This is a genomic window from Methylocaldum sp. GT1BB, from assembly GCF_051027545.1.
Taxonomy (GTDB): Bacteria; Pseudomonadota; Gammaproteobacteria; order Methylococcales; family Methylococcaceae; genus Methylocaldum.
In genome coordinates this window covers 3,096,014-3,121,304 of record NZ_CP194902.1, presented here as the reverse complement: position 1 = coordinate 3,121,304, position 25,291 = coordinate 3,096,014, and the positions used below count along the sequence as shown (strand labels likewise).

Genomic DNA, 25,291 nt, shown 5'->3' with positions numbered 1-25,291 from the left:
CGGTAATCGGATCGCCTCACGAATGAAGTCGATCTTCAACCGCTGGCGCCCATCTTCGACGCAAAGTTCTTGCCGCCTCGACCATATGAGCCAGGGTTTGCTCCGCCTCCGGCCATCCGCGCGTCTTGAGTCCGCAGTCGGGATTGACCCAGAGCCGTTCCGGAGAAATGGCCTCGCACGCTTTTTCCAGAAGGCGCAGCATCTCCTCTTTGTCCGGTATGCGGGGAGAGTGAATGTCGTAGATACCGGGGCCGATGTCGTTGGGATAACGGAAATCGCGGAAAGCGGTCAGCAAATCCATGTCGGAGCGGGAGGTTTCGATGGTGATCACGTCCGCGTCCAGATCGGCGATGGCCGGCAAAATGTCGCTGAATTCCGAGTAGCACATATGGGTGTGGATCTGGGTATCGTCCGCCACGCCGGATGAAGCCAGGCGAAACGCTTTTACCGCCCAATCCAGATAGCCGTTCCGGTCCCGCCGCTTAAGCGGCAAACCTTCCCGAATAGCAGGTTCGTCGATCTGGATGGCCGCGACGCCCGCTTGCTCCAGGTCGTCGACTTCGTCGCGAATGGCCAAGGCGATTTGCAGAGCAGTGGTAGCTCGGGACTGATCATCTCGTACGAAGGACCATTGCAGGATAGTCACCGGACCGGTCAGCATGCCTTTAACCGGCTTTCGGGTCTGCTTCTGGGCATAGGCGATCCATTCCACGGTCATGGGCTTCGGCCTTGACACGTCGCCCACGATGATCGGCGGCTTGACGCAACGGGAGCCGTAACTCTGCACCCAACCCTGCCGGGTGAAGACGAAACCCTCCAGTTGCTCGCCGAAATACTCCACCATATCGTTGCGCTCGACTTCTCCATGCACCAAGAGATCCAACCCGAGCGCTTCCTGTTTGTGCACGGCTTCGCGTATGGCTTTGCGCATGGTTTCCCGGTACAGGGCGTCGTTCAGCTCCCCGTTGCGGTAATCGGCGCGGGCCTTGCGGATGTCCGGCGTCTGCGGGAAGGAACCGATCGTGGTGGTCGGAAAGACAGGCAGCCGCAGCCTTTTCTGCTGCAATGGGATCCGTTCGGGAAAGGGCGAGTAACGCCGAAAATCCGCTTCGGTCAACTGGTCGAGACGGGCCCCGACCGCCGGATTGTGAATCCGCGGTGACGTCGCCCGGTTCTGCAACACCCGATCCTGGGCTTCCAGTTCGGTCCGGATGGCATCCACGCCCAGCCGCAAGCCTTTGTCCATGATCGCCAGCTCATCGAGCTTCTGCACGGCAAAGGCCAACCAGTCTTTGATCTCTGGATCCAGTTCGGACTCCGGCTCCACGTCTACCGGTACGTGGAGCAGTGAACAGCTCGGCGCCAGCCACAGCCGCTTGCCCAACTCGGCACGGGCGGTTTCGGCCAGCGCCAGCGTGCGTCTGAGGTCGGTACGCCAGATGTTGCGGCCGTCGATGAGCCCCAGCGACAGAATTTTGTCCGAAGGATACCCGTCGACGAAAACCGGCACCTGATCCGGCGCTCTGACGGCATCGATATGCAATCCAGCCACCGGCAGCGCCTTCAGCAAACTCGCCTGATCCGCCGCCGAATCGAAATAGGTCGCGAGGAGAATTTTCGGCCCCGCCGCTGCCAGAGCGCGGTAAGCCTCCCGATAGCCGGCGAGCCAATCCAGCGGCAGGTCGAGCACGAGGGCCGGCTCGTCCATCTGCACCCAGGCGACGCCTTGATCTTTAAGTCTCCGGAGGATTTCCGCATAGACCCGCACCAGATGGGGCAGTAATTCCAGCCGGTCGAACCCTTCTTCCTTCGCCTTGCCCAGAAACAAATAGGTCAAGGGACCGATCAGCACAGGCTTGGGATTGAGTTTCAGAGCCTTGGCCTCCTCCACCTCTTCGAACAACCACTCCGCGCCCAGGCGGAACCTCGTGTCGCGATGGAATTCCGGGACGATATAGTGGTAGTTGGTGTCGAACCACTTGGTCATTTCCATGGCCGGCTGATCCTTGCTACCTCGGGCCAGTTCGAAATAGCGGTCGAGATCCGGAGGCTCGTCGCCGAAACCGAAGCGTTCCGGAACGGCTCCCAGCAATACCGCCATGTTCAGCATTTGATCGTAATAGGCGAAATCGCCCACCGGCACCAGGTCGATCCCGGCTCGGGCTTGGAGTTTCCAATGCCGTTCGCGCAACTGTCGGCCGGTTTGCTTCAAATCCGAGAGACCGATCTTGCCGGTCCAGTAAGCTTCCAGAGCCTGCTTCAACTCGCGCTTAGTCCCGATGCGGGGAAATCCCAAAGAATGCGTCACCGCCATGAGTCTGCTCCTCTTGTAGGTCGATTCGGAGCTGGCATGATCGGCTCGCGATGATTATTATTCAAACTCAACTTTTTCATAAACTTCATCGATTTTGTTCATGATTCAGTCGATTTTGGAGCTGCGCCATTTGCAAACCCTGCTGGCCCTGGTGGAAACCGGCACCCTGTCCCGAGCCGCGACCCGGATATATCTCTCCCAATCGGCGATCTCGCATCAGATCAAGCAGCTGGAGGAGCACTACGGCGTCAGCCTGTTCGAGCGCAAGAGCCAGCCGCTGCGGCTCTTGCCGGCGGGCCAGCGCCTGCATACGCTGGCGGAAACAGTCATGAAACTGGTCGGAGATGCGGAGCGGGACGTCGCGCGCATCGCCCAGGGCGAAGCCGGGCAGCTCCGCATTGCGGTGGAGTGTCACACCTGCTTCGATTGGCTCATGCCGGCCATGGACCAATTCCGGGAGCACTGGCCGGAAATCGAGCTGGATCTGGTCTCGGGCTTCCACACCGACCCGTTGGCCCTACTGCTGGAAAATCGCGCGGAACTGGTGGTGGTTTCCGAGCCGCAGCACCGCTCGGGGCTTGCTTTTCATCCACTGTTCAGTTTCGAAATCGTCGGCTTGGTGTCGCGGCAGCATCCGTTCGCGCCCAAACCCTTCCTGAAACCCGAAGATTTCGCCGCGGAAACGCTGATCAGCTATCCGGTGCCGGACGACATGCTGGACATCGTGCGCAAGGTCCTGAAGCCGGTCGGAATAGAACCGAAACGGCGCACCGCCGAACTGACGGTGGCTATCCTACAACTGGTGGCCAGCCGTCGCGGCATTGCGGCCTTGCCCAACTGGACGGTTCAGAGCTATCTGGAGCGGGATTACGTCTTGGGAAAACCGATCGGCAAAAAAGGTCTGTGGAGCGCCTTGTACGCGGCGACCACCGCGCCGATGGCGACATCGGCCTTTATGCTGGACTTCCTAGATACCGTACGTTCCAGCAGCTTCCGGAACCTGCGGGGACTTCAACCGCTGTCGTAGCCGGTTGGGTCTGCCCGAAGACGGCTCGTAGGTAATTTTACGTGCTTACAAGGCGCGCAAAGGAGGCTTGAATAGAGTCCTCTGTAAATTTGTCGCACCTTATCTTTGATTTCCTCAGTCACGACCCGAACCTGTTTCGGTATCGATTTACACCGACCACTCGTCGAGATCAGTTCCGCTCGATGTCGTCGACATTCCGATGCGGTTTGAGCGTATAATGGATAAATCTTCCACGGCTATGAATCCTCGATTGTCACAATCAAGCACCAAAATTCCCCTCGGTACGGCAGTACTGTATAAACCCAAACGACCGCGCTTTTTCAAGGACTCCTACCTCCCCGGTCAACCCGCCATCGTCAAACGCTATTCGCGCTTCAACAGCGACGACTGTTTTATCGAATTTCCTTCCGGCGGCATTTTGCGGGTACCCGAGAGCGACATCGAACCCGTGGTAGCGTAGCTACAATCTGGTGAATTCGGTAATCACCCCAAAATCGACCATGGGTCCAACGTAGCGATGTGGTTTGATGCCGCGGTTGCAGGCGTTCGGGTCCGTTGTGTGCCGTTGCTTCCGCCAGAGATCCCCGCGTTTTATGCCGGTGGCCGGTATGAAACGACTCAGCGCGGCGATTCCAAGATAGACGCTAGCGCCTCCGCCAACGCTCGGCACTGAGCGTCGGTGCCGACGGTGATGCGCAGGAATTGCTCTATCCGCGGCTGCCTGAAGTGCCGCACGATAATATGCCGCTGCCGAAGCAGCGCAGCCAGCTCCGCTGCGTCCCTATGGGGATGCCGGGCGAATACGAAGTTCGCGCCGGACGGCAATACCTCGAATCCCAATCCGGATAGCTCCCGAACGAGCTGATTCCGGCTCCGGATGATGGCTAGCCGCGTGCTCTCGAAATAGTCCCGGTCCTCGAACGCCGCCACCGCGCCGGCGATGGCCAAGCGATCCAGCGGATAGGAATTGAAGCTGCCCTTCACGCGCTCCAAAGCCTCGATCAAACCGGCGTCTCCGATGGCGAAACCTACCCGCAGGCCGGCCAGGGACCGCGACTTGGACAACGTTTGTATCACCAGCAGATTGGGGAAGCGTTCGACCGCCGCCACGGCGGATTCGCCGCCGAAATCGATGTAGGCCTCGTCTATCACCACGACCGATTCCGTGTTGTTTTCGAGCAGCGCTTTGATATGGGCGAGCGGCAGCAGGCAGCCGGTAGGCGCGTTCGGGTTCGGGAAGATGATCCCGCCGTTCGGGCGCCGGTAATCGTCGATCCGGATGTCGAAGCGCTCGGTCAGCGGAATGCAGGTGTGCTCGATGCCGTAAAGACCGCAGTAGACCGGATAAAAACTGTAGGTGATATCGGGAAACAGAATGGGCAAGTCGTGCTTCAGCAGCGCTTGAAAGGCATGGGCCAGCACCTCGTCCGATCCGTTGCCGACGAAGATTTGATGTTTCTCGACGCCATAAAATCGGCCAATGGCCTCTTTCAGGCGATCGGCATCGGGATCGGGATAAAGCCGGAGCGTTTCGCCCATCTCGCCACGCAAGGTTTCTAACACCTTGGGCGAAGGAGGATACGGATTTTCGTTGGTGTTGAGCTTGATGAGATCGTTCAACCTGGGCTGCTCGCCGGGCGTATAACGCGTCAAATCCCGAATGGCGGGACTCCAAAATTTATTCACGAATTACCGACTCCAGTTTCATGGGTATACAAATCACGCCCGAAACGTCGACCGCTTCGGATTGCCTGACGAATCCGAATTTTTCGTATACGGCGACGGCATAACGAGACGAATTCACGGTAAACACACCTGGATTTCCGGCACTGAGACTCGCGGCTTTGGCGACTTCCCAGAGCCTTCTGGCCACGCCCTTGCTCTGGAAACGTTCGGATACGAACAAATGATAGAGATGGCGATTGTCCCTGATTGCGATCACACCGGCCAATTCGCCATTTTCCTCGGCAAGGTGATAGCGGTAACCCGACTCCAGGTAGCTCCTGATCGCGACCTCGCTCATCGACTCGAGCAAGCGGCCGGCTCCTTCCTCGGAAAATTCGTGCGCGATGTACTTGCCGGCGAGATCGCGAAGGAGCGCGCTGATGCGTCGCGCATCATCCGGAGTGGCAGCTCGAATGTCCATTCATGGCTCGCCTGGAACCTCACTCGTAAGGCGTACCGTCTTTGCGGAAGAACCGATAAGAGCCGCGAACCGCACGCGCCTCCAAATCTTCGTCGGGATAGTTGGCAAGGTCCCCCGGAAGCCGGTCGCCGATTTCCAGATAGACCGCGACGGATTGTCCGCGGTTGATCAGCTGATGCCCGTCCGGCTGGCCGCCCGGAAATCCGGCACATAGTCCGTGGACTAGGATTTGCTCCCCTTGCTCGGTTACCAGGGTCAATTCCCCCTCCAGAACGTAGATGAACTCGTCCTGCCGGGTATGCCAATGCCGCAGCGCCGACACGGCGCCCGGCTCCAGTGTGACCAGGTTGACGCCGAAGGTCTGCAGGCCCAGCGCATCGCCGAGAGCCCTTTTGCTTCGTCCGGCGGTCAATGAACGGAGTCGTTCCGTCGGATAGGTCGAGGCGGTTCTGGCGGGAACACGGGAAGGGTCGAGCGCGGGTAATGTCAAAGATGTTTCTGTCTTCATCGGGCAAATTTCCAATTAGGCTGGTTCGAAGAGTGGCTCACCGGTCGTCGTGCTTGGGGAAATCTCCGCTGCATTCGATGATGCTCTATGCGGACTGGAGGTCTTTCTCCATGCCGTCAATACCTGCGCTGATAGCACCGCGCACTAGCTCGGCCACCGATGCGGCATCTTCGGGCTGCGATTCGAAATCGATAGTCCACACTACAACGCCCAAGCCATCATAAGACTTAAAGACTTCGACCGTCCCTTTGTAATAGGTTACGGGAAATGGAGATATCGGCCGAAGATATATCAATCGCATGTTTATGTCGTCGATTTCTTCAATAGTGTCTTTTATCTCGCCGCCGCCTGCTACGGTCATATATCGCAATGCGCCCTTTCCATCACCCTCTACTCTGCACGTTTCGATGAACGGAAACCAAACGTCGAGTCTTCCTATTTTTCGGATCGCTCCCCAAACCATATCGGCGGGGACATTTAGCTTTTTCGTAATCGGTTGTTTAGTAAACATCGACATCTCCTTAACCAGTTTTCGCGATCGAATGAACACCTTTGTGACAATGCCGCACCGTTCTATCGATCTACAACGACTTCAATCTACAACGAACCTTTTGGCGGCCCGTGCGGCGTACTGTAGCAACACGATCTATCGTTCGTATTGGAAAAAACCGACAAGCGGAAGCGGCACAGTCCTAAACAGCGTGGCCGAGCGTGAAACGGAGAGAAATATAGAGGCGCGAGAAATGGCCAAGAGGGTTCTTCGAGCGATAAAACAATCACCCTTAGAGCGTTTTCATCGCGCTCGTACGGCAAAACCGGCTTGGCGGACGTCGTTGGCGCCTTCGGCTCGGGTGAATGGATTCAAGTATTCGTAGGTCGGCAATCCTTTGCCGACGAAGACGCTCGCCGGGACGTGGCGTCGGGAAGGGGGGCTTCGGCGCTCCCGAAGACGCCGTTTGCGATTGGGAAGGATTCCCGACCTACTCGTGAGTGCCCGTACAGCAGATATGAAAATGCTCTAGCGTCCGGCTCCATGTAGATTCAATAATCCGGAAAACTGTATGGTTTTGGAAGCTTCCAATCGAGGATGGATGGATTCCGGCGACATCCCGTAAAGCTCATGGAAATCGCGAATCATGTGGCTCTGATCGTAGTAACCTGCTGCATATGCCGCATCCGCCCAATTTGAAAGCATTCGGCGCTGGAAAAGCGCGTTCCGCAAACGGACGATACGAGCATATTTCTTGGGCGTAGCGCCGACATGAAACTGGAACCGCCGTTCGAGCGTGCGTTCGGTCAAGCCTAACCTGGATATTTCATGAAAGGAGGGGTGGCGGAATCGAAAAGCCCTTAAAATTCAACTGCTGACATCGAATTTGTGAGGAGATTCCGCCGTGACACATTGTACCGGACAAATCGAGCTGTTTGCGCCCGTGGCACGCCGCCGCATCGATGTGGCCTTCGACGGGGGCGCTGTGACCAGCGATGCCGGAGTGCTGCTGTTGCGGCAGGTCGATCGCAAGCTGGGTTTGCTGGACAGCGTGGCCCAACGCTTGAAGGACCCGCGTGATCCCAGCCGGTGTGCCCACGCCGTGCTCCACCTGCTGCGACAGCGGGTTTATGGCCTGTGCCAAGGCTATGAAGACCTCAACGATCACGACACCTGGCGCCATGACCTGGCGTTGCAGACGGCCTGTGAACGGCTGTCGCCCGGTGCCTCCAGCCCCACCTTGTGCCGCTTGGAAAACCGGATGGATCGGGCGGCGGCCCTGGCGATCCATGAGGTGTTTGTCGAGCAGTTCATCGCTTCATTTCCGACGCCGCCGGATCAGCTCATCCTGGATTTCGACGCGACCGATGATCCGGTCCATGGGCATCAGGAAGGCCGGTTCTTCCATGGCTACTATGACCACTATTGCTTCCTGCCGCTTTACGTCTTTTGCGGCGATCAGTTGTTGGTCAGCTATCTCAGGCCCTCGAAGATCGACGCGGCCAAGCACGCCGGGGCGATCCTGAAAGCTCTGGTGCAACGGCTGCGTGCCGTCTGGCCCGAGGTGAAAATCATCTTCCGGGCCGATTCGGGCTTCTGCCGACGGCGGATTCTGGCCTGGTGCGAACGCCACGGCGTCGGTTATCTCGTGGGCCTGGCCAAGAACAACCGCCTTTTGAAGCTTGCGGCGCCTTGGCGCCAGGCAGCGCAAACCCAATTTGCCGCCACCTCGGAAAAACAGCGGGTCTTCGGTGAGTTTGCCTATACCGCCGGCACCTGGAAACACCCCCGCCAGGTGATCCTCAAAGCCGAGCATGGACCCCAAGGCGAAAATCCAAGGTTCCTGGTCACCAACCTGGCGGGCGACTCCCAAGCGCTGTACGAAGACGTCTATTGTGCGCGGGGCGACATGGAAAACCGGATCAAGGAACAGCAACTCGGCTTGTTCGCGGACCGCACCAGTTGTCACGTCTGGTGGGCCAACCAATTCCGGCTGCTGCTCGCCTCGCTCGGCTACCTCTTGTTGGAAGCCCTTCGTCGCCTCGGCCTCGCCGGTACCGAACTCGCTCGGGCGCAGTGTTCCACTCTCAGGGGCAAGCTCCTCAAAATCGGTGGCGTGATCCTTCGAAATACCCGTCGCATTCGCTTCCTGTTGCCGAATGCTTACCCCTGGCAGGCGCTGTTCTGGCACATCGCCGAGCGCTTTGCCCCCGGCTGAGCCGGGCCGAGTGGGTTCCCCGGCACGTTGATTCTCTGGGGGTAAGGGGGACGTTTGCCTGAAATTCAGACTTTCACCCCAAACGAGCACTCAACACGCCTTTTTCTGGTCCCGAACCCAGAACGCGACCGGCCTCCTACCTTCACTGAGGTCCTGATGAAATATTCAGGCTAAAGTTCGGGCGAGCTTCGAAATGGGATGATTTCCGTTTGACTTATCCAACTCCTTGCACGCTGTTTGAATCAGCAAATCCTCATTGTCCCGATTCAAAATCGAAAGCAAGAAATGCTCGACACATTGGACGCGCTCGCTAGCGCTCCTCTTAAGAGACAAGTTATCCTCGATTTCTTCTATCGAATATTTGGGGAAAATATCTCTACAGTCCACCCGCCTTTCGGCGCAATCTCTCACTATGCCGCGACAAAAAACATTTAACCCCCATGGGGTAAGGCGCGCCGAAACCCCGGATACTTTTCCAAAAGACCCAAGATCACTGCGAAAACTTTGAAAACCGGCGAGTCCGCTACGGGTTGTATAAATTCGGTCCTTGTGCGCCGTGGTCAATAAATCGGCATACAAAAAACATAAATAGGTTGCGGTATCCGGCAAGATCGTCAGCGCCGAGTTGTCAGCACCCATTAAATCGTCATAGTCCCAAATCGCCGTAACATAAGGTGCCAGCAAGCGAGATGGCCGAAAGATTCTTAAACTCATAATGACACACCTATTTATCGAGCACGGCAGGCCGTGATCTCTCGGTTGTCCCTGCCCATGAGTCGCGACTTTGAGAGGCGGGTAATTGAGTTATCTTGGGCCCAGCGCATTTTCATCCCGATGGTACGGACACCGCGACGGGAGAGATGAACGCAATCCCCCCTGGCCCAATGCTGTTAAGTTAACTCGTCATTCCGGCAGGGATTGCTCACCCCATCCCTGGGGTTCGTCCTACGGACCGTGCTCCGCACGTCCAAATTTGCTCCTGGCAAATTTGTGCCGGACAAATCGGCAGGATGGCCGATTTGCACGCGAAGCGTCCGTAGGGTGCCGCACAGGGACTGTGCGGCATGAATCCAGGACACAGGGAAATGACACGCCTCTGCCATCCATGGCTTCTGGACCCCGGCATTCCAATCGCAAACGGTGTCTTCGGGAAGGGCGTGGCCGGCGCTCCCGGCCAGGCCGTTTGCGATTGGAAGGGTCGCGACTAAAGCGACCGTTTGCGATTGGAAGGGTCATCCCAGCGCTCCTGGGATGACCGTTTGCGATTGGAAGGGTCATCCCAGCGCTCCTGGGATGACCGTTTGCGATTGGAGCACCGAAGCCACCCTTCCCTGCCAGGGTGACGTCATTCGCCTTAACTTAACAGCATTGCCCCCCTGGCCCCTTTTGCAAAGGGGGGAATGACGCTTGCCTCCCCCCCATTATGAAAGAGGGATCGAGGGGGATTCAAAACGCCGGCCGAGCACCGGATCCCTGTCGGTTTTCTCATCGGACCGACACGACCTAACGTCCAGTAGATGGCGCGTTGCCGCGTAAGCCGTCGTCGGTAAGCGAAAACGCCATATCCGCCGCGAATCTACGCCGCCAAAGTATCCCCGTCAATTGCAAGCAGGTTGAGACTCAGCGCACAACTCGAGACGTCCGGCCCGATAAATTCCGGAATGTGGCGCCCCGTCTCTTTTCAAAGACATGGACCCGGTTTAGTGCCGTTCTTGTCGTTCCCGCTCTTTTTCCGGAATTTTCTCTTTGGATGTGGCGGCATCGACCAGTGCGTGGCACGCACTGTCCTCGGCCAAGCCGAGTTCGATCCAGGGAATCAATGCTGCCGCCGGAGTCAGGAGCGCTCCCAGCGCTACGGAAGCTGCGCCGCGGGCGATCAGGGGCGCAGGCTCGGGATAGGGGCGCGGCTTTTTCAGGTTTCCTTCGATCTTGATCGGATTTCGCGCGCTGAACGGGCTGAAGTCCTTGGGATGGGCGGTCAGGCGGAGATCCAGGGCCTCGGTGGCCAGATTCACCTGGCCTTCCATCAGCACATTGGTATCGGTGGTATCCATCAGGAACAACTGAGTCTTCACCACGCCGTCGCTGACGATGAAGTCGGCGATGGTGCAGCGGACCGGAATGCTCGGATCCGTGCCGATGAGTTTCTGGAGACTCTCCGCGAAGTCGATACCGAACAGTTCCATCATCAGGTTGCTGATGCGGCCCTGTTCCATCAGGATGGTTATGCCGCCGTCCGCGTGAGCGGCCATCTCCGCCACCGAGTTGCCGGCGGTGGTCAGATTCACGCGGCCGAAAAAGGTGCCGGCGGTTTCTTCTTCGAACGGGGTTCCGGCCACCAGCCGCTTGAACGGCACCTTGTCGATTTTTCCTTTGACTTCGGTCTGTAATTTGTCGCCGCGTGCGTTCAGAGTCACATTGGATTCGATCGCCCCGAAGCCCACGGTAAGCTTTACCGGTTGGATCGTCAGCATGCCTTGATCCATTTTGACATGCACGGACACATCGTCCACCGGCATCCAGGGGGTCACGATATTGCTGCTTTGGAAGCGCACGTCCCCGTCGGCGGCGCGCAAGCCCTCCACGGGATACGGCTTGTCGGGAAGCAGTCTCGGGCGCTCCGGTTCCTCCGGGGACGGCGTCGGATCGGCACCGAAGACGCCCACGAAATCCTTGAAGTCGAGTTTGCGGGAAACCACGTCGCCTTGCAGGTAGGGCCGCTCGTCCCGCATCGTGAACATCAGGTCGCCGGTGAGATCGCTGTTGCCGAGACTGCCCTCGAACCCCTTCAACAGCCAGCGTTCGCCCTCACGGTTAATCTTTCCGCTGAACCGATACGGCGGCGTTTCCGGTATCCACATGGGCGCTATGGAGGCGAGCGCCGCGAGATCCGGCCCTTTCGCCTCGAACTGCAAATCGGGGCCCTGAAGCTCCAAGGGTTCGGCTATCGTGCCCGATACCTTGGCCTCGGTTTTGCCGTACTCGACTTCGACGTTAACCGGGAAAGGCTGATCTTCTTGCCAAAGATCCAGCACCGAACCGCCTCTGACCTTCAGCGTGAATTGTTCCTGCTGCAATCGGCCCTGGCCGCTCAGTTCGACCGCCTGCTCGTCCGACTCGCCGACCACCGTCGAAACGTTCATGTCCAAGCGGGTATCCGTGGTCGGATCGCGAAACAACAAGCGGCCGTCGTCGATGGCGAGGCTGTCGATCTTCGGAACCCATCTTTCGCTAACGGGGGCTCCGGCCGGTTCCCGCTTCTCTTTTTTGTCGCCGAACTCCCAATTAGCCATTCCCTCGGGATTCCGTTCGAGCAATATGTGGGGTTTCGAGACGCGGACTTCCGGAAGCACGATGCGCCCTTTGAAGAGTTCCGGAATTCGGACGGCGAACGCCAGCCGGTCGAGGGTGAACATCTCCGGTTCGCTTCCCCAGGGCGCATTGGCCAGTTCCACGTCGTTGATCGTGAAGCGCGGCGTCCACGACCAGTCGGCGCTCAGGTCGCCATTGATCGCGAATTCGCGGCCCAGGGACTTGCTGACCGCCGTGGATAGCGGCTCGCGAAGCCTGTTCAGGTCGAAGAAGGCTATGACGAGAACGATGGTAAGAATCAGAATCCCGATCAGGGCACCGATTCCGATAGCGATCCATTTCAAGACGCGCAGCATAAGCTTTCCCAAGGAAATCGGTTATCGGGCTGATCGGCAACCCGCCTGGTGAAGGCCGACACCGCTCCAAGTTCCTCCCGGATTCCGCTCTCAATGTCCATAGTACCCTCGGCGCCGCGAGCGATTTACACGGTCCGTATCTTTCAAGCCTCGCTGCCGGCGAATCCGCTCGGTCGTACGATGCCTTGCCGGATAGACCTGTCGCCGTCCAAATTCTCTTAAATCGTTATGACCGCCGATCCGGCAAAAAGGTCGTTGGAAAGACGCTTTCCATCCTTAGACAGTACGGATGATTGTTCCCCCACGATTTCGCTATCGACCCGATCCGCCCGCTCACGGAACTTTTGATGCTGGATACGCCTGCGCGAATGCCGTTCGCTAGCGGTTTTCCAGTCGGCTGAAGGTGGAATCCAGCGCTCTCTTCAGCTTTTCCGCGGCTCCGTTGACCGCCTGCTCGACGCTGTCGGCCCTGTGACTGACCGCTACCGGCTTCAGGCCCGCAGGGCGAGCCTCGAGCAGGCAGCGTATATCGTCTTGACCGATCTTGTGAGCGTTGATGTCACTGAGATGAGCTTCCACCCGGGTGACCCTTTCGCCGAAACGACCCAAAATCGCCGCTACCGAATCCTCGACCCAGTGGGCCAGTTCGTCGCGGCCTTCGATGTTGCTGTCGGTGTTGAACTGAATCTGCATGGACGCGTCCTTTTGCCTAGGCTATCCGGGAACGACCCCCTTAATAGCGATAAATCGCGGCAACCCCGGTCCCGGTGGGCATCCGCTCGGGGGGAACGACGACCACCTGGCCGCCGCTCCTCATGACCCACTCCGCGAGATCGTCGAGCAGATCATCGACCTCGGGGTGAGCCAGATCGTCGAATTCGACCTGTCCGGTCGTGGAATCAATTCGGCCGGGAATCTCGCAGCCGGCGTCGATCAGCAAGCTCGTAACCCGACCGGCTACGGCCGCCTCGGCGACCTGGGCCGGATCGTCGGCACCGAGCCCTTTGGCTTTCGCGGCGCCGAACGCCTCCACCAGCTCGTCCAGCCTTGCCAGATAATAAGGCTCGACCGCCCGCCACGCGCGCTCCCGCAGTTCGCCGGCAGACACCGCGTCCGGATGGACATCGATGCCTTCCTCCAGCAGGAACGGGTTATGGCTCACCCGGCGGAAGAGATGATGGTGTTCCGGCAGCGCCGCGAGCACCAAGGGCAAGCCCGAGGGCCGCGAATGATGTTCCAGCACGGCGCGGTCGACGACGCGAAAGAACCGTTCCGCATCAAGGTCCACCTCGTCCTTTCTCCCGCCCTGGCCATGGTGCATCGCCGGACCGGCGGGGCCGGAGCCATAGGTGGAGACGGTCAGGTGCGGCTCGGTCAACTCCTCGCCCAGCGCTTCGATGATGGTGCGCGGGACCTCATCGGCCAGTTCGATTTCGTCCAGTGCGTCGCGATTCCCTTCAAAAAGCTTGATTTCCTTACGATTCAGTCCGAGAACCTGGTAGCGATCGGCCGACTGGAGGATGCGCAGCAGGGGTTTGGTGTGGAAGCTGTCGGCCACTACCGCCAATTCCGGAACCGGCCGCTGCAGCCTATAGGCTAGGAACAAGCCGGGCGCGGCCAGTACGGCTAGTCCATCCAGCGTGTGATTCCAGAAGCCGCGATCGGCGGCCAGGTTTCGAAACGGCTCGATGAGCGCTCGAATCTTTTCTTCCGGATAGGTCCGCCGCAACGAGTCTTCCAAGGCTTTCACCAGGTTCCGAAACCGGATCCGGTCCTGCTGGTTATCCGGATGGGACCGGTGAGTCGGCTCGTACAGCGAGAGGCATGGGGGCCCTTGAACGTCGAAGAAGAGCCCGGTGGGGTAATCATGTGCCGGTGAATCCATAAAGCCTCCGGGGCAAGGCGAAAGTCCTGGAAAATACCCAAGATGAATAAGTATCAATGACCAAGAACGTTCGCCAATCGTTCCCCTGCTTTCAGCCGGCCGCCTTCCGCTGCGATGATTCCCGTTGTTCCGGTCGGCGCGACCTCCCCCGTCTCTCTATAGAGCCTGCCAGACAAACCAGAGTCCCAGACCGAGCGAGCCGAGGCCGAGCCCGGCGGCGGTGAGCCGGCGGCCATGCAGCCGGGTCCACAGCAGCACGCCGGTCAGGCCGAGCACGATCAGTCCGCCGGCCAGCGTGTCCGCCAGCAAGATCCAGCCGACGCCCAACCCGGCGCCGCGGTGCAAGTTGCCGAGCAGGGCGAAGACATTCGCTTCGCCGCGCTTGACGGTGACGAAAGCATTACCTTCCCAATATTGCGCTTGGAGGAAGCGTTGCGGCGTACGCGCGGCGATCTGCCAGCGCGCCGGCTGCCGCACCTCCACGCCGTTCCAGATAACGGTCTTGCCAGGCTCCTGCATGATCTTCGCCTTGTCGGATGGGAACTGCAGCGCTTCTGCTAGCCATAGTGCCAAGGCCTTGGGATCGGCGGGACGCGGTTCCGGCAGCGGCAGCTGTATCACGGTCTGCTCCATCCGGGCGGCCGGAATTTTCAACTTCTCGTGGTGATTGAGCAGAATTCCCGTGGTCCCGAACAAAAACCCCAACGCCGCGCCCCACAGCCCTATCCAGGCGTGAGTGCGGCGCAGCCATTTGAGGAATGCCCCGCGCGCCAGACGCCTAGGGAGGAACAAGTATCCGCCCGAGGGCTTGGAGCGCGGCGAGTGAGCCGGAAGACCGAACTCGGCGGGCTTCATCAGAATCTCACCCGCAGCGCGGCTGTGGCGGCAATCGGCGAGCCCGGCATGATGTTGTTGTTGCTGTGCGCCGAAGCGTAATACTCCTTGTCGAATAGGTTTTCGACGTTGACCTGCACCTGGACATTGTCGTTGACCGTGTAATAGACGGCCCCGTCGAAGCGGAGGAAGCCGGGCAGGGTGACGTTATTGTCGGTGGCCGCGTACATTTCGCTGCGGTATACCGCGCCGAGGCCGACGCCCCAATGAGGGGTAATGTCGTAGCGGTTCCAGAGCGAAACCGTGTGTTCCGGGACCTGGGCCACCTTGTTGCCTTTCGGAGCGCTGGCCGACAAGCTCTCGGTGATTTCGGCATCCTGGTAGGCGTATCCGCCGATCACGCGCCATTGGTCGGTGATGTTGCCGCTCAATCCCAGTTCAATCCCCCGCGTGCGCTGGCCGTCGACCAGGAACGACACCGCGGGGTTATTGGGGTCGGTGGCGATCGCGTTGAGGCGATCGAGCTGATAAAAGGCCAGGGTCGCCGACAGATCGGGACGGATGTCCCACTTCGCACCCACCTCGTAGTTCTTGAACTCTTCCGGCTCCAACGAGCTATTGGCCAGTGTCAGCGAGGCCAATTGATCGCCCGCTCGCGGCACATAGGCCATGCTGTAGCTCGCATAGATCGAGAGCTCGTCGAACGGCTTGAAGATCAGGCCCCCGCGCGGCGACCAAAGGTCGTCATTGGTGTAGAAAGTCTGGCCGTTGCGGTTGTTGCGGAAATCGACCTCGAAGTTGTCGTAGCGAAGCCCCGCCACGAGTTGCCAGTGCTTGGTGAGCTCGATCTGATCCTGAAAATAGCCTGCCGCGATGGTCGCGAGGCCGTGGTTGTCCGCATCCGTGGCGCTTTGCCGGAAGGTGACGGGGCCGGTATATCTCGGATCCGCCACGGGAACCCTGGCCGATGTCGCATTGGGACCCACCGCCGTGAAATATCCGGTCTGGCGAAAGTTGTCGGTTTCCTGGTGACCGAACTCGGCGCCGGTCAACAGAGTGTGTTTGAACGGTCCGGTTTCGAGCTCGAACGTCAGATCGGTCTGGTTGAAGAAATTCTCGCGCTGGGTCGCGTTGTTGTAGGCCGAGATCGCCACCTGGTCGCCCGCGGCATTGACCGCCCCCGGGAAGATGTTCTGGTAGAACTTGTCGTAGATCGCATAACGGGTGCGGTTGCGGAACTTGATCCCGTTCCCGAAGTCGTGATCGATCAAGGCGTTGAACGCGTCGACTTTCGACCAGGTCGGACTGCGCCTCGGATCGCCGAAAAACGTGGAAACGTCGGTCTCGACCGGGCGGCCCGAGAACGAGGAAATGCCGCGGTCCGCGACACGGTCGTCCTCGTAATGCTCGTAGCCGAAGGTCACTTGGGTCTGATCGCCCAGACGCCAGGACACGGTTGGATTGACGCCCCAGCGCTCGGCATGGAAACCCTCGCGAAAGCTGCGTGAACTCTCCCACATGCTAGTGAGACGAACGGCGAAATTCTCGTTGATGGCTTGGCCGAAGTCCCCGGTTAACCGGAATTTGTCCCAGGAACCGACCTGAAAGCTCGCCTCGCGCGGGTTCTCCCAGTTCGCTTGCTTGGTTACCCGGTTGATCAGACCGCCGGAGCTGCCGCGGCCGAAAATCATCGCGTTCGGGCCTTTCAGCACCTCCACCCGGTCGATGTTGTAAAGATCGCGGAAATACTGGACATCGTCGCGCATGCCGTCGACGTACATATCGCCGGTCGTGGCGTTGCCGCGAAAAATCACCGCATCCCGGTTGCCTTCCCCTTGCGACATCACGACGCCGGGCACGTAGCGGACCGTGTCGGCGATGCTCTGCATGTTCTGGTCCTTGATCAGCTCCTGCGTGATGACGGTGATCGACTGCGGAACGTCGATCAGGGGAGTGTCGGTCTTGGTCGCCGTCGTGGTGCGTTTGGCCATGTAACCTTTCGTGTCGCCGCCCGCCTGTTCCACCTTGCCGACCACTTTGACCTGGTCGAGCGTGGTGAGATCTTCGTCCGCCGCGATGGCGCCATCCGTCGCGCATGCCAGGGCAAGCGCGAGTGGCGTTCCGGCCAACGCCGTGGATTTAAGCCGGTAGTTGTTATTCTTAGTCATGGATGTTTTCCCCAAGTTAACTGGTTCTGTTGGCTGGCTACCTGGCTGGAAAACGGCTGGGTGGCTAATTCGTATGTCAAGGCTTGGCTTCGTTCGGATCGGAGACGAAGCCGATGCGTGTCACGCCGGCATTGGCCGAGGCGGCGAGCACTTCGGCGATGATCTGGTAGGCCGTGGCTTTATCGGCCCGGAGGTGCACCTCGGGCTGAGGCTGCTGCCGTGCCGCCGCCGCGAAGCGCTCGCGCATCCCTGCCCGGTCGATCGCGTCATTGTTCCAGAAAAGCCGGCCGGCTCCGTCGATCGCCAAATCGACGTGCTCGGCTTTGTCCGTGCTCGGCTGGCTCGCCGCTCTGGGCAGATCGATCTTGACGTTGTGGGTGAGCAAGGGCGTCGTGATCATGAAAATGACCAATAACACCAGCATGATGTCGATGAGCGGGATCATGTTGATCTCGGCCGAGGGACGCATGCCGCCCTGCCCCTGGCTGAAGCTTCCGAACGCCATCACGCACCTCCCGCGACGGCCTGGCCGACCGCGGCGCTTCGGTCATCGGCTTCGGTCCCGACGCAATGCGCGCCGGTGGTCAGGAAGGCGAACAGGTCGTGGGCGAAGGCATCGAGCTTTGCCAGCAGCAGCCGATTGGAGCGGGCGAAGGCGTTGTAGGCCAATACGGCGGGAATGGCCACGGCCAGCCCGGCGCCGGTCATGATCAGCGCTTCGCCCACCGGGCCTGCGATCTGATCGAGGCTCCCCTGCCCGCTCATGCCGATGTTGACCAGGGCGTGGTAAACGCCCCAAACGGTGCCGAACAAGCCGATGAAGGGCGCTGTGCTGCCGATGGATGCCAGCACGGTGAGCCCCCATTCGAGGGACGCGGTTTCCTCGTCGATGACCCGGCGCATCGAACGCGTCAGGAATTCCGCCGCCGAACCCGCTTCGTTCAGCCGCCCCGCGCCGTGCCGGGCATGATGCCGGGATGACACCAGCGCATGATAGGCGAGATGGGAAAACGGTTCGTCCGGGTGGTGCTCTTCCAATTGCAATTCCACGGCATGCAGGGAAGAGGCGTTCCAGAAGGACTCCAGAAAACGCGCCGTCCGGCGGCGCGCGATCAGCGCCTGCAGGTTCTTCGCCACGATGAAATACCAGCTCGCGACCGACATGGCGACGAGGATCGCGAAAATCGCCTTGCCGGCCGAGTCGCTTTGCGCCAGGAAATGGGTCAAGCCCAGGGTTTCTGTCGTTTCCATAGGATTATCCTTCGAGTGAGAATGAAATCGGGACCAACACCCACGCCGGCACGGACTTGTCTCCTTGGCGGGCGGGAACGAATTTCCACTGCTTTACGGTTTCGAGAGCGGCGGCATCGAGCCGGTCGTATCCGCTGGAGGTCTGGACGTTAATCGCTTCGGCGCCGCCGCCGGCATCCACCAGAACCCGAAGCACGACTTTGCCCTGTTCTTTTCGGCGGAGGGAACCGACCGGATAGGCCGGCGCCGGATTGCGTAAATAAGCCGCGTTGAAGCGTGGCGGAACGACCGGACCCGGCGACGGAGCCGTCGCCGATGCGGCTGATGGCGGCGGTACCGGGCCCGGCGCCGCTTCGGTCGAAGTTTGACGTGGAGACGGTTCCTGTTCGGCAGTCGTCTGCTGCACGGCTGCCTGGCTGGGCCTGGACAGGATCGGCGACCGCTTGGCCGACGGTCGGACCTGTTTCGGCTTGAGCTTCGCTTTCGGTTTGGGCGTTTCGGTCTTGGGCTTGACGGGTTCTACCGGTTTCTGTACAGCCTGGGGCGCATCGGCTTGCGGGTGCGCCGTCGAAATCAGGTCGACCATGACCGGCGCCGCTCGCGGACTCTGCACTGCCGGCACCGACTCGTCCTCTATCAGCATCGGAAGCACCGCGGCATGGACCAGGGCGGCCCCCAATATGCCGGCGGCGCGGACTCCCCAACAACGATCGACGATTGAGATGCCGGGCCAGAGACGGTCCGGCGGAAAAGTGGCTGCCCACATGATGCTGCCTCACCAACAGAAGCGTAACTAAACCAAACTGTCTGGCTGGCTACCTATGCCGTGAGGCCGGGTGGCTGGCTACGAGAGTGTGTCGGAACCTCCGACGCGTTCCGCTAAAGCATTTTCGGATTCGGGGTAAGGGATCCCGATGTGTAGGTCGGCAATCCTTTGCCGACAGCAACAGTCCGGCCAGCGGGTTTGTCGGCAAAGGATTGCCGACCTACGCTCTCCCCTCCCGGGACGAGTCTCACACACACAAACTATTTCGTCAGAATGAGCTTATCGTTGCTGGTTAGGCGCAGACGGTATTCGTCTCCGCCATGTTCGATCACGATTTCACGACCGGAGCCCAACAACTCCGCACTTGTGACTCTGCGCTTCGAATGAAAGGGCCCCGCATCACCCCGACGATGCGGGCGATCGGTTTCAGTTCGGTTGCTTGGGCTCATACTTTTTCCTCATGTCGTTCAGCGGCGGCGGACGGCACATCCACCCTGTCGCAAATGATATCCATTATCATTTTCATTGACAACCGTTCTTGCTGCGCCTGACTCGTCGAGCCATGGGAATCTTTATGCGACCACCGAGGTCATAGGAATCAAAGAACTCAAAAAAATCCGCCACTGGGGTATCCAATATGACAAGCGACGACGTCCCCCCCATAAGGACCGATGGATTCGAATTCATCGAATATACCGCCCGTGACACTCAAGCCTTGGCGAGACTTTTCGAGCAGATGGGATTCAAGGCCGTGGCCCGCCACCGGTCCAAGGATGTGGTTCTATACCGGCAGGGAGAGATCAATTTCGTCATTAATCACGAACCGGGGAGTTTCGCCCAGCGCTTCGCGGAGCGGCACGGGCCTTCGATTTGCGCCTTCGCGATTCGCGTCGAAAATGCCGCCTGGGCCTTCCGGCGCGCGCTCGAACTGGGCGCCAGGCCGTCCGCCAGCGAGGCAGGTCCCATGGAACTCAATATCCCGGCCATCCGCGGAATCGGACGGAGCCTGATTTATCTGGTCGACCGTTATGGAGAGCATTCGATCTACGATGTCGACTTCGTTCCCATCGAAAACGAGCCGGCGGAACCTTTCGGGGTCGGCCTGACCCGCATCGACCATTTGACCCATAACGTGCGCAAGGGCCACATGGACGAATGGGCCGATTTTTACGAGCGCGTCTTCGGTTTCAGGGAAATCCGCTATTTCGACATCCACGGCAAGGCGACCGGGCTGAAATCCCGGGCGATGGCGAGCCCCTGCGGAAAGATCCGCATTCCCGTCAACGAGCCTTCCGATCCCAAGTCGCAGATTCAGGAGTACCTCGACCTTTATCACGGCGAAGGCATTCAACACGTTGCTCTGGCCACGGACGACATCTACGCCACCGTCGAGCGGCTCCGCGAGAACGGCGTCCGCTTCATGGACGTGCCCGATACCTATTACGAGCGGGTGAACTCCCGCGTTCCGGGCCACGGTGAGAATTTGGAGCGGCTGCGGCGGAACCGGATTCTCATCGACGGCCTGCCGGGCAACAAAGTGGGCCTTCTCCTGCAAATCTTCACCGAGACCGTGATCGGGCCGATTTTCTTCGAGATCATCCAGCGGAAGGGCAACGAAGGATTCGGCGAGGGCAATTTCCAGGCGCTGTTCGAGGCGATAGAAGACGATCAAATGAGACGGGGGGTAATCTGATGTTCCGCTGGATTTCACTGCCGAGAGTCGAGGGCGTCGCCGCCCGCCAGGCTCACGCCGATCTGCCCGAGGGTACTTACGAACGGGAATTGGGGCGGGAGGGCTTCTACGGCCCTTCCACGCAAATGCTTCACCGCCATCCGCCGACCGGCTGGATCAGCGTCGAGGGACCGCTCAGGCCGCGCGCCTTCGATACCAACCAGCTCACCGGAACCAGCGTCTCGCCATGGGACGCCACGCCGATGCTGGGCAATCTGCACGTCAAGATCCGGTGCTGGCATACCTATTCCGCCATGGATCATCTGGTTCGGAACGGGGACGGCGACGAATTGCTGTTCGTCCACGAAGGCTCCGGACATCTTTATTGCGACTACGGTCATCTTGCCTTTTCCGAGGGCGATTATCTGGTGATTCCACGGGGCACCCTGTGGCGCATCGAAACCTCCGGAATGGGTGTCTTCCTCCTGATCGAGGCGTCCAACAGCACCTATCGGCTTCCCGAAAAAGGCATCGTCGGAGCCCATGCCGTGTTCGACCCGGCGGTCTTGGACACGCCCAAGATCGACGACGCCTTTCTCGCCCAGCAGTCGGACCGGACCTGGCGGGTGCTGGTCAAGCGGCGGGATCGGCTCAGCGCCGTGACCTATCCCTTCAATCCGCTCGATGCCGTCGGCTGGCAGGGCACGCTGATGCCGGTCCGGCTCAACTGGCGCGATATCCGCCCGCTGATGAGCCATCGCTATCATCTTCCGCCTTCGGCCCATACCACCTTCGCCAGCGAGCGCTTCGTCGTGTGCACCTTCTGCCCGCGGCCGCTGGAAAGCGATCCGGGCGTGCTCCGGGTGCCCTTCTATCACAACAACGACGACTACGACGAGGTGATCTTCTATCACCGCGGCCATTTCTTCTCCCGCGACAACATCCATCCGGGCATGATGACCCTGCACCCCAGCGGAATCACCCACGGCCCTCATCCCAAGGCATTGGAGGCGGCTAAGGCGAGGTCGCGCACCGAAACCGACGAGGTGGCGGTCATGATCGACGCCCGCGACGCTCTCGAAGTGGCCGACCTGCCCCGAGGGGTCGAGTGGGCGGGCTACGTGGATTCCTGGAAATAGCCATGAAACTCGCTTCGCTGAAATCCGGAAGCCGCGACGGAACCCTGGTTCTCGTCGACCGGGAGCTGAAAACGGCATTCCCCGCCCTGGAGTCCGGCTTCTCAACGCTGCAATCGGTACTGGAGAACTGGGAAGACGCCGCACCCGCACTGGAAACCACTTATCGCGCCCTCAATCAGCGCGAGCTCGATGCGCTCCCCTTAAGACCTACCGAGCTGGCGTCGCCCTTGCCCCGAAGCTATCAATGGCTGGACGGAAGCGCCTATCTGTCCCATGTCGAGAGGGTGCGAAAGGCCCGCGGCGCGCCCATGCCGCCTAGCCTGTACACCGATCCCCTGATGTATCAGGGGGGATCGGCGGCTTTCCTCGGCCCACGGGACCCGATCCGGCTCGCCGATGAAAGCTGGGGACTGGATTTCGAGGCGGAAGTCGCGGCGATCACCGACGACGTGCCTATGGGAACGACATCCGAGGAAGCGGCCTCGCACATCAAGCTGCTGATGCTGGTCAACGACATTTCGCTGCGCAACCTGATTCCCCAGGAACTCGCCAAAGGCTTCGGGTTCCTGCACGGCAAACCCGGACCGGCCTTCTCGCCGGTTGCGGTGACGCCCAACGAATTGGGAAATGCCTGGGACGGCGGCAAGATCCACCTTCCGCTGCTGACCCACCGGAGCGGTATTCTCGTCGGCAATCCCGACACCGGCCAGGGCATGCAATTCGACTTCCCCGCCCTGATCGCCCACGCCGCCAAGACCCGCCCCCTCCCCGCCGGCACCATCATAGGCTCCGGCACCGTCAGCAACGCGGACACCGGGCGGGGATATTCCTGCATCGTCGAAAAGCGCGTCCTCGAACAGATCGAATCCGGCGAAGCCCGGACGCCTTATCTCCGGCGCGGCGAGACGGTACGGATCGAAATGCTGGACCGGAACGGGCGCTCCGTTTTCGGCGCCATCGAACAGGACGTGCTGCAGTGATGGGCCTGGAACTGTATACCTACTTCCGAAGCTCGGCCGCCTACCGGGTCCGCATCGCGTTGAACCTCAAAAGATTGTCTTACCGGCCGCAATTCGTGCATCTCGCGAAGGGCATGCAGCGGCAACCCAAATATCGTGAAATCAATCCGCAGGGACTGGTACCGACCCTGGTGGACCGGGGAACGCCGTTCACGCAGTCCCTGGCGATCATAGAGTATCTGAACGACACCTATCCCGACCCGCCGCTGCTGCCACGCCGCCGCGACGAGCGGGCTTACGTCCGAGCGCTTGCGCAAATCATCGCCTGCGACATTCATCCCTTGAACAATCTTCGGGTCCTACGGTATCTCGCGGAGGTGCTGGGCCAGGACGAGCCGGCCCGAAACGCTTGGATTCGGTACTGGATCGAGGAAGGGTTCGGGGCGTTCGAGGAACAGCTCGCCCGCCACGGAGGCAGCAGCCGATTCTGCTTCGGCGACACGCCGACCCTTGCGGACATCTGCCTGGTGCCGCAGGTGTTCAACGCCCGGCGCTTCGGCTGCGATTTGAACGGGTTCCCCCGAATTCGAGCGATCGACGAAAGCTGCCTTGCGCTCACCGCATTCCGCGACGCGGCACCGGAGCAGCAGGCGGACGCCGAGTAGTGAATTTCTCGGGTCGGCGTAGCGCCGGGAGTGCCCATGTCGGCAACGGATTGCCGACCTACCGGAGAAATTCGGAACGAATTCGCGGGTCAAATAAGTAGTTTTCCTTCTTATGTTATGAGGAGGTTCCATGATAGCCGTCGCCGACTCCAAACTTGAGCGCTATGCCGAGGAACACCGCTTGTCGGGCCTGACCGCTCCGACGCTCGAGGCGCTTGCGACGAACCGGACCGGGTATTCGGTCGACAAGGCCCAACGCTTTCTCGCCTTTCAGCGGCGCATCGACACCGAAATGCTGAGACACCGGATCATCACCGACAATCGTTATACCGCCTGGTTCAGCCAGGGCGAGCAGACCTTCGATCAGGTCCGGGCGTTCATCGTCCAGTTCTCGGTGTTTTCGAACCAGTTCCTGGTGGCCCAGCTTCAAAAAATAATCAATGCCGATTCTCTCGAAGGCATGCGGGCCTCCAAGGAAATTCTCGCCAACGAAATCGGCGTCGTCTTCAATGCCGGGCGGAAAAGGTCCGCCACGCGCGATCCCGACCATGAGGTCGATCCCGAACTGGTCTCCACCGAGGGCACGGTGGAAGGCGGCATATTCCATTTCCGTGCGGCGCATTTCGAGTGGCTGCTGCGAATCGCCGGGGAGCTCGGACTCGGATTTCAGGATCTCGGCGGCCGCAGGCACGGCACCCCCGCCACCCTCCATTTCTGCGACGAACTGATCCGGCTCTACGGCAACGAGAACTACGCAATCACCCAGGCCGCGAGCTATGCCGTGGAAAACTGGGCGGCGGCCGGTTTCTGGCAGGAACTGATCGACGGCTTGGTCCGCTACAACGCGCGTACCGGCTCGAACTTGCCGCTCGCTTTCTTCACCTGGCACAACCGCCTCGAAGCCCAGCACGCCCAGCATACCCAGGAGGAACTGGAAGAGCTTTATTTCACCCGCGACATCGACGAGGATGATTTCATACGTTACGGCAACGAAATGCTCGACGGCGTGGCGGTGTTTTGGGACGGTCTGGACGAGCAGCGGCGGGCGTTGGCGAAAGCGGCTTAAGCAGCGCTTCCCGCAAATCGTAAATATGAGGAGTCGCTTGCGCGACAGCTATTTGAATGTAGGTTTCCGAACCCACGGTCGGCTTACTTTCTTTTGCTCGGCCAAAAGAAAGTAACCAGAGGGAAGGCCGCCCGGTTGCCGCTTGGGTCCTGCGCTGCTACGAAAACCATCCTTGGTTTTCGCCCTTCGGGCCAGCGTACCGCTGTTCAAATTCGCTCCCGGCGAATTTGTCGCTTTCGGCGGGAGGCGCGGCAAACGGGATAAGAACACAAAACCGGAAACGCAGAACCTGTCCTGAGAAAAGTCGAAGGACTTATTCCGGCTATTGGAGTTTGCGTGAAGTAACGATCCACCGGCAAAGCCAGTGGCTTTCGACGGCTGGCCCCTCAAAGGGGCCTGACCGCCATCGGGCAAAAGCCATGTCGTCACCCCGGCAGGGAAGGGGCCGACTAAAGGCCCGTTTGCGATTGGAATGCCGGGGTCCAGTGACCACGGATGGTTTCGACCATTCACAA

At 59.9% G+C, this 25,291-nt stretch carries 24 protein-coding genes; 8 read left to right on the top strand and 16 right to left on the bottom strand.

All coding sequences use genetic code 11. From position 1 onward, the window contains the following. Positions 1–16 precede the first annotated feature (16 nt). Complete coding sequence (metE, locus tag ACR2TX_RS15375; RefSeq protein WP_434112253.1) at positions 17–2,314, bottom strand: 5-methyltetrahydropteroyltriglutamate--homocysteine S-methyltransferase; 2,298 nt, start codon at positions 2,312–2,314, stop codon at positions 17–19. A 100-nt stretch (positions 2,315–2,414) separates the two neighbouring features. On the opposite strand from metE, the gene ACR2TX_RS15370 reads away from it, so the two are divergent. Both ACR2TX_RS15370 and ACR2TX_RS15365 read left to right on the top strand, forming a co-directional pair. Next, a complete protein-coding gene (locus tag ACR2TX_RS15370) occupies positions 2,415–3,341 on the top strand; it encodes a LysR family transcriptional regulator (RefSeq protein WP_434112250.1) in 927 nt (308 codons plus the stop codon). A gap of 250 nt (positions 3,342–3,591) precedes the next feature. After that, positions 3,592–3,801 carry a hypothetical protein gene (locus ACR2TX_RS15365; RefSeq protein WP_156879394.1) on the top strand — a complete coding sequence of 70 codons (210 nt, stop codon included), beginning with the start codon at positions 3,592–3,594 and terminating at the stop codon, positions 3,799–3,801. A 158-nt stretch (positions 3,802–3,959) separates the two neighbouring features. On the opposite strand, the gene hisC is transcribed toward ACR2TX_RS15365, so the two are convergent. The 5 genes from hisC to ACR2TX_RS15340 all read right to left on the bottom strand — a co-directional run bounded on the left by hisC (position 3,960) and on the right by ACR2TX_RS15340 (position 7,295). Then, positions 3,960–5,027: a histidinol-phosphate transaminase gene (gene hisC / locus ACR2TX_RS15360; RefSeq protein ID WP_434112247.1), complete on the bottom strand. Its 1,068-nt coding sequence runs from the start codon at positions 5,025–5,027 to the stop codon at positions 3,960–3,962. Then, positions 5,020–5,487, bottom strand: coding sequence for a GNAT family N-acetyltransferase (locus ACR2TX_RS15355; RefSeq protein ID WP_077729147.1), 468 nt, complete (start codon positions 5,485–5,487; stop codon positions 5,020–5,022). The genes hisC and ACR2TX_RS15355 overlap by 8 nt, the downstream gene beginning before the upstream one ends. A 19-nt stretch (positions 5,488–5,506) precedes the next feature. After that, the gene (locus tag ACR2TX_RS15350; protein ID WP_156879393.1) at positions 5,507–5,995 is read right to left on the bottom strand and encodes a cupin domain-containing protein; all 489 of its coding nucleotides are present in this window, start codon (positions 5,993–5,995) and stop codon (positions 5,507–5,509) included. Positions 5,996–6,080: 85 nt separating this feature from the next. Beyond that, positions 6,081–6,506 (bottom strand): SRPBCC family protein, encoded by a 426-nt coding sequence (locus ACR2TX_RS15345; RefSeq protein ID WP_077729261.1) that lies wholly within the window; start codon positions 6,504–6,506, stop codon positions 6,081–6,083. 507 nt (positions 6,507–7,013) lie between these two features. Beyond that, positions 7,014–7,295 (bottom strand): helix-turn-helix domain-containing protein, encoded by a 282-nt coding sequence (locus ACR2TX_RS15340; protein WP_434130013.1) that lies wholly within the window; start codon positions 7,293–7,295, stop codon positions 7,014–7,016. Positions 7,296–7,389: 94 nt separating this feature from the next. Here ACR2TX_RS15340 and ACR2TX_RS15335 point away from each other — a divergent pair, with 94 nt between their 5' ends. Beyond that, a complete protein-coding gene (locus tag ACR2TX_RS15335; protein WP_133719256.1) occupies positions 7,390–8,703 on the top strand; it encodes an IS1380 family transposase in 1,314 nt (437 codons plus the stop codon). Positions 8,704–8,868: 165 nt separating this feature from the next. Here the strand turns inward: ACR2TX_RS15335 and ACR2TX_RS15330 are convergent, their stop codons facing one another. From ACR2TX_RS15330 to hemP, 10 genes are all read right to left on the bottom strand, one after another. Continuing rightward, positions 8,869–9,417 (bottom strand): hypothetical protein, encoded by a 549-nt coding sequence (locus ACR2TX_RS15330; protein WP_434130011.1) that lies wholly within the window; start codon positions 9,415–9,417, stop codon positions 8,869–8,871. A 986-nt stretch (positions 9,418–10,403) separates the two neighbouring features. Continuing rightward, the gene (locus ACR2TX_RS15325) at positions 10,404–12,371 is read right to left on the bottom strand and encodes an AsmA family protein (RefSeq protein WP_077729150.1); all 1,968 of its coding nucleotides are present in this window, start codon (positions 12,369–12,371) and stop codon (positions 10,404–10,406) included. Positions 12,372–12,749: 378 nt separating this feature from the next. Further along, positions 12,750–13,064 carry an HPF/RaiA family ribosome-associated protein gene (locus ACR2TX_RS15320; RefSeq protein ID WP_077729152.1) on the bottom strand — a complete coding sequence of 105 codons (315 nt, stop codon included), beginning with the start codon at positions 13,062–13,064 and terminating at the stop codon, positions 12,750–12,752. Positions 13,065–13,104: 40 nt separating this feature from the next. Beyond that, entirely contained in the window at positions 13,105–14,256 is a 1,152-nt protein-coding gene (locus ACR2TX_RS15315; protein WP_133718650.1) for a hypothetical protein, read from the bottom strand. Between the two features lie 156 nt (positions 14,257–14,412). Beyond that, positions 14,413–15,048 carry a PepSY-associated TM helix domain-containing protein gene (locus ACR2TX_RS15310; RefSeq protein WP_434130009.1) on the bottom strand — a complete coding sequence of 212 codons (636 nt, stop codon included), beginning with the start codon at positions 15,046–15,048 and terminating at the stop codon, positions 14,413–14,415. A gap of 62 nt (positions 15,049–15,110) precedes the next feature. Continuing rightward, positions 15,111–17,258, bottom strand: coding sequence for a TonB-dependent receptor (locus ACR2TX_RS15305; RefSeq protein WP_086135475.1), 2,148 nt, complete (start codon positions 17,256–17,258; stop codon positions 15,111–15,113). 76 nt (positions 17,259–17,334) lie between these two features. Then, entirely contained in the window at positions 17,335–17,763 is a 429-nt protein-coding gene (locus tag ACR2TX_RS15300; protein ID WP_086135474.1) for an ExbD/TolR family protein, read from the bottom strand. Beyond that, positions 17,763–18,509 carry a MotA/TolQ/ExbB proton channel family protein gene (locus ACR2TX_RS15295; RefSeq protein WP_077729157.1) on the bottom strand — a complete coding sequence of 249 codons (747 nt, stop codon included), beginning with the start codon at positions 18,507–18,509 and terminating at the stop codon, positions 17,763–17,765. Before ACR2TX_RS15295 ends, ACR2TX_RS15300 begins: the two co-directional genes overlap by 1 nt. A gap of 4 nt (positions 18,510–18,513) precedes the next feature. After that, positions 18,514–19,275, bottom strand: a complete 762-nt coding sequence (locus ACR2TX_RS15290) for an energy transducer TonB (RefSeq protein WP_156879391.1) — start codon at positions 19,273–19,275, stop codon at positions 18,514–18,516. Between the two features lie 260 nt (positions 19,276–19,535). Further along, complete coding sequence (gene hemP, locus ACR2TX_RS15285; RefSeq protein WP_086135471.1) at positions 19,536–19,724, bottom strand: hemin uptake protein HemP; 189 nt, start codon at positions 19,722–19,724, stop codon at positions 19,536–19,538. Positions 19,725–19,912: 188 nt separating this feature from the next. Here hemP and hppD point away from each other — a divergent pair, with 188 nt between their 5' ends. From hppD to ACR2TX_RS15260, 5 genes are all read left to right on the top strand, one after another. Then, a complete protein-coding gene (gene hppD / locus ACR2TX_RS15280; protein ID WP_077729160.1) occupies positions 19,913–20,968 on the top strand; it encodes a 4-hydroxyphenylpyruvate dioxygenase in 1,056 nt (351 codons plus the stop codon). Continuing rightward, positions 20,968–22,086 (top strand): homogentisate 1,2-dioxygenase, encoded by a 1,119-nt coding sequence (locus ACR2TX_RS15275; protein ID WP_133718644.1) that lies wholly within the window; start codon positions 20,968–20,970, stop codon positions 22,084–22,086. The genes hppD and ACR2TX_RS15275 overlap by 1 nt, the downstream gene beginning before the upstream one ends. A gap of 2 nt (positions 22,087–22,088) precedes the next feature. Next, positions 22,089–23,066, top strand: a complete 978-nt coding sequence (locus ACR2TX_RS15270) for a fumarylacetoacetate hydrolase family protein (RefSeq protein ID WP_156879390.1) — start codon at positions 22,089–22,091, stop codon at positions 23,064–23,066. A 5-nt stretch (positions 23,067–23,071) separates the two neighbouring features. Further along, positions 23,072–23,710: a maleylacetoacetate isomerase gene (gene maiA / locus ACR2TX_RS15265; RefSeq protein WP_156879457.1), complete on the top strand. Its 639-nt coding sequence runs from the start codon at positions 23,072–23,074 to the stop codon at positions 23,708–23,710. A 130-nt stretch (positions 23,711–23,840) separates the two neighbouring features. After that, complete coding sequence (locus tag ACR2TX_RS15260; RefSeq protein WP_156879389.1) at positions 23,841–24,776, top strand: hypothetical protein; 936 nt, start codon at positions 23,841–23,843, stop codon at positions 24,774–24,776. The last annotated feature ends 515 nt before the right edge of the window (positions 24,777–25,291 follow it).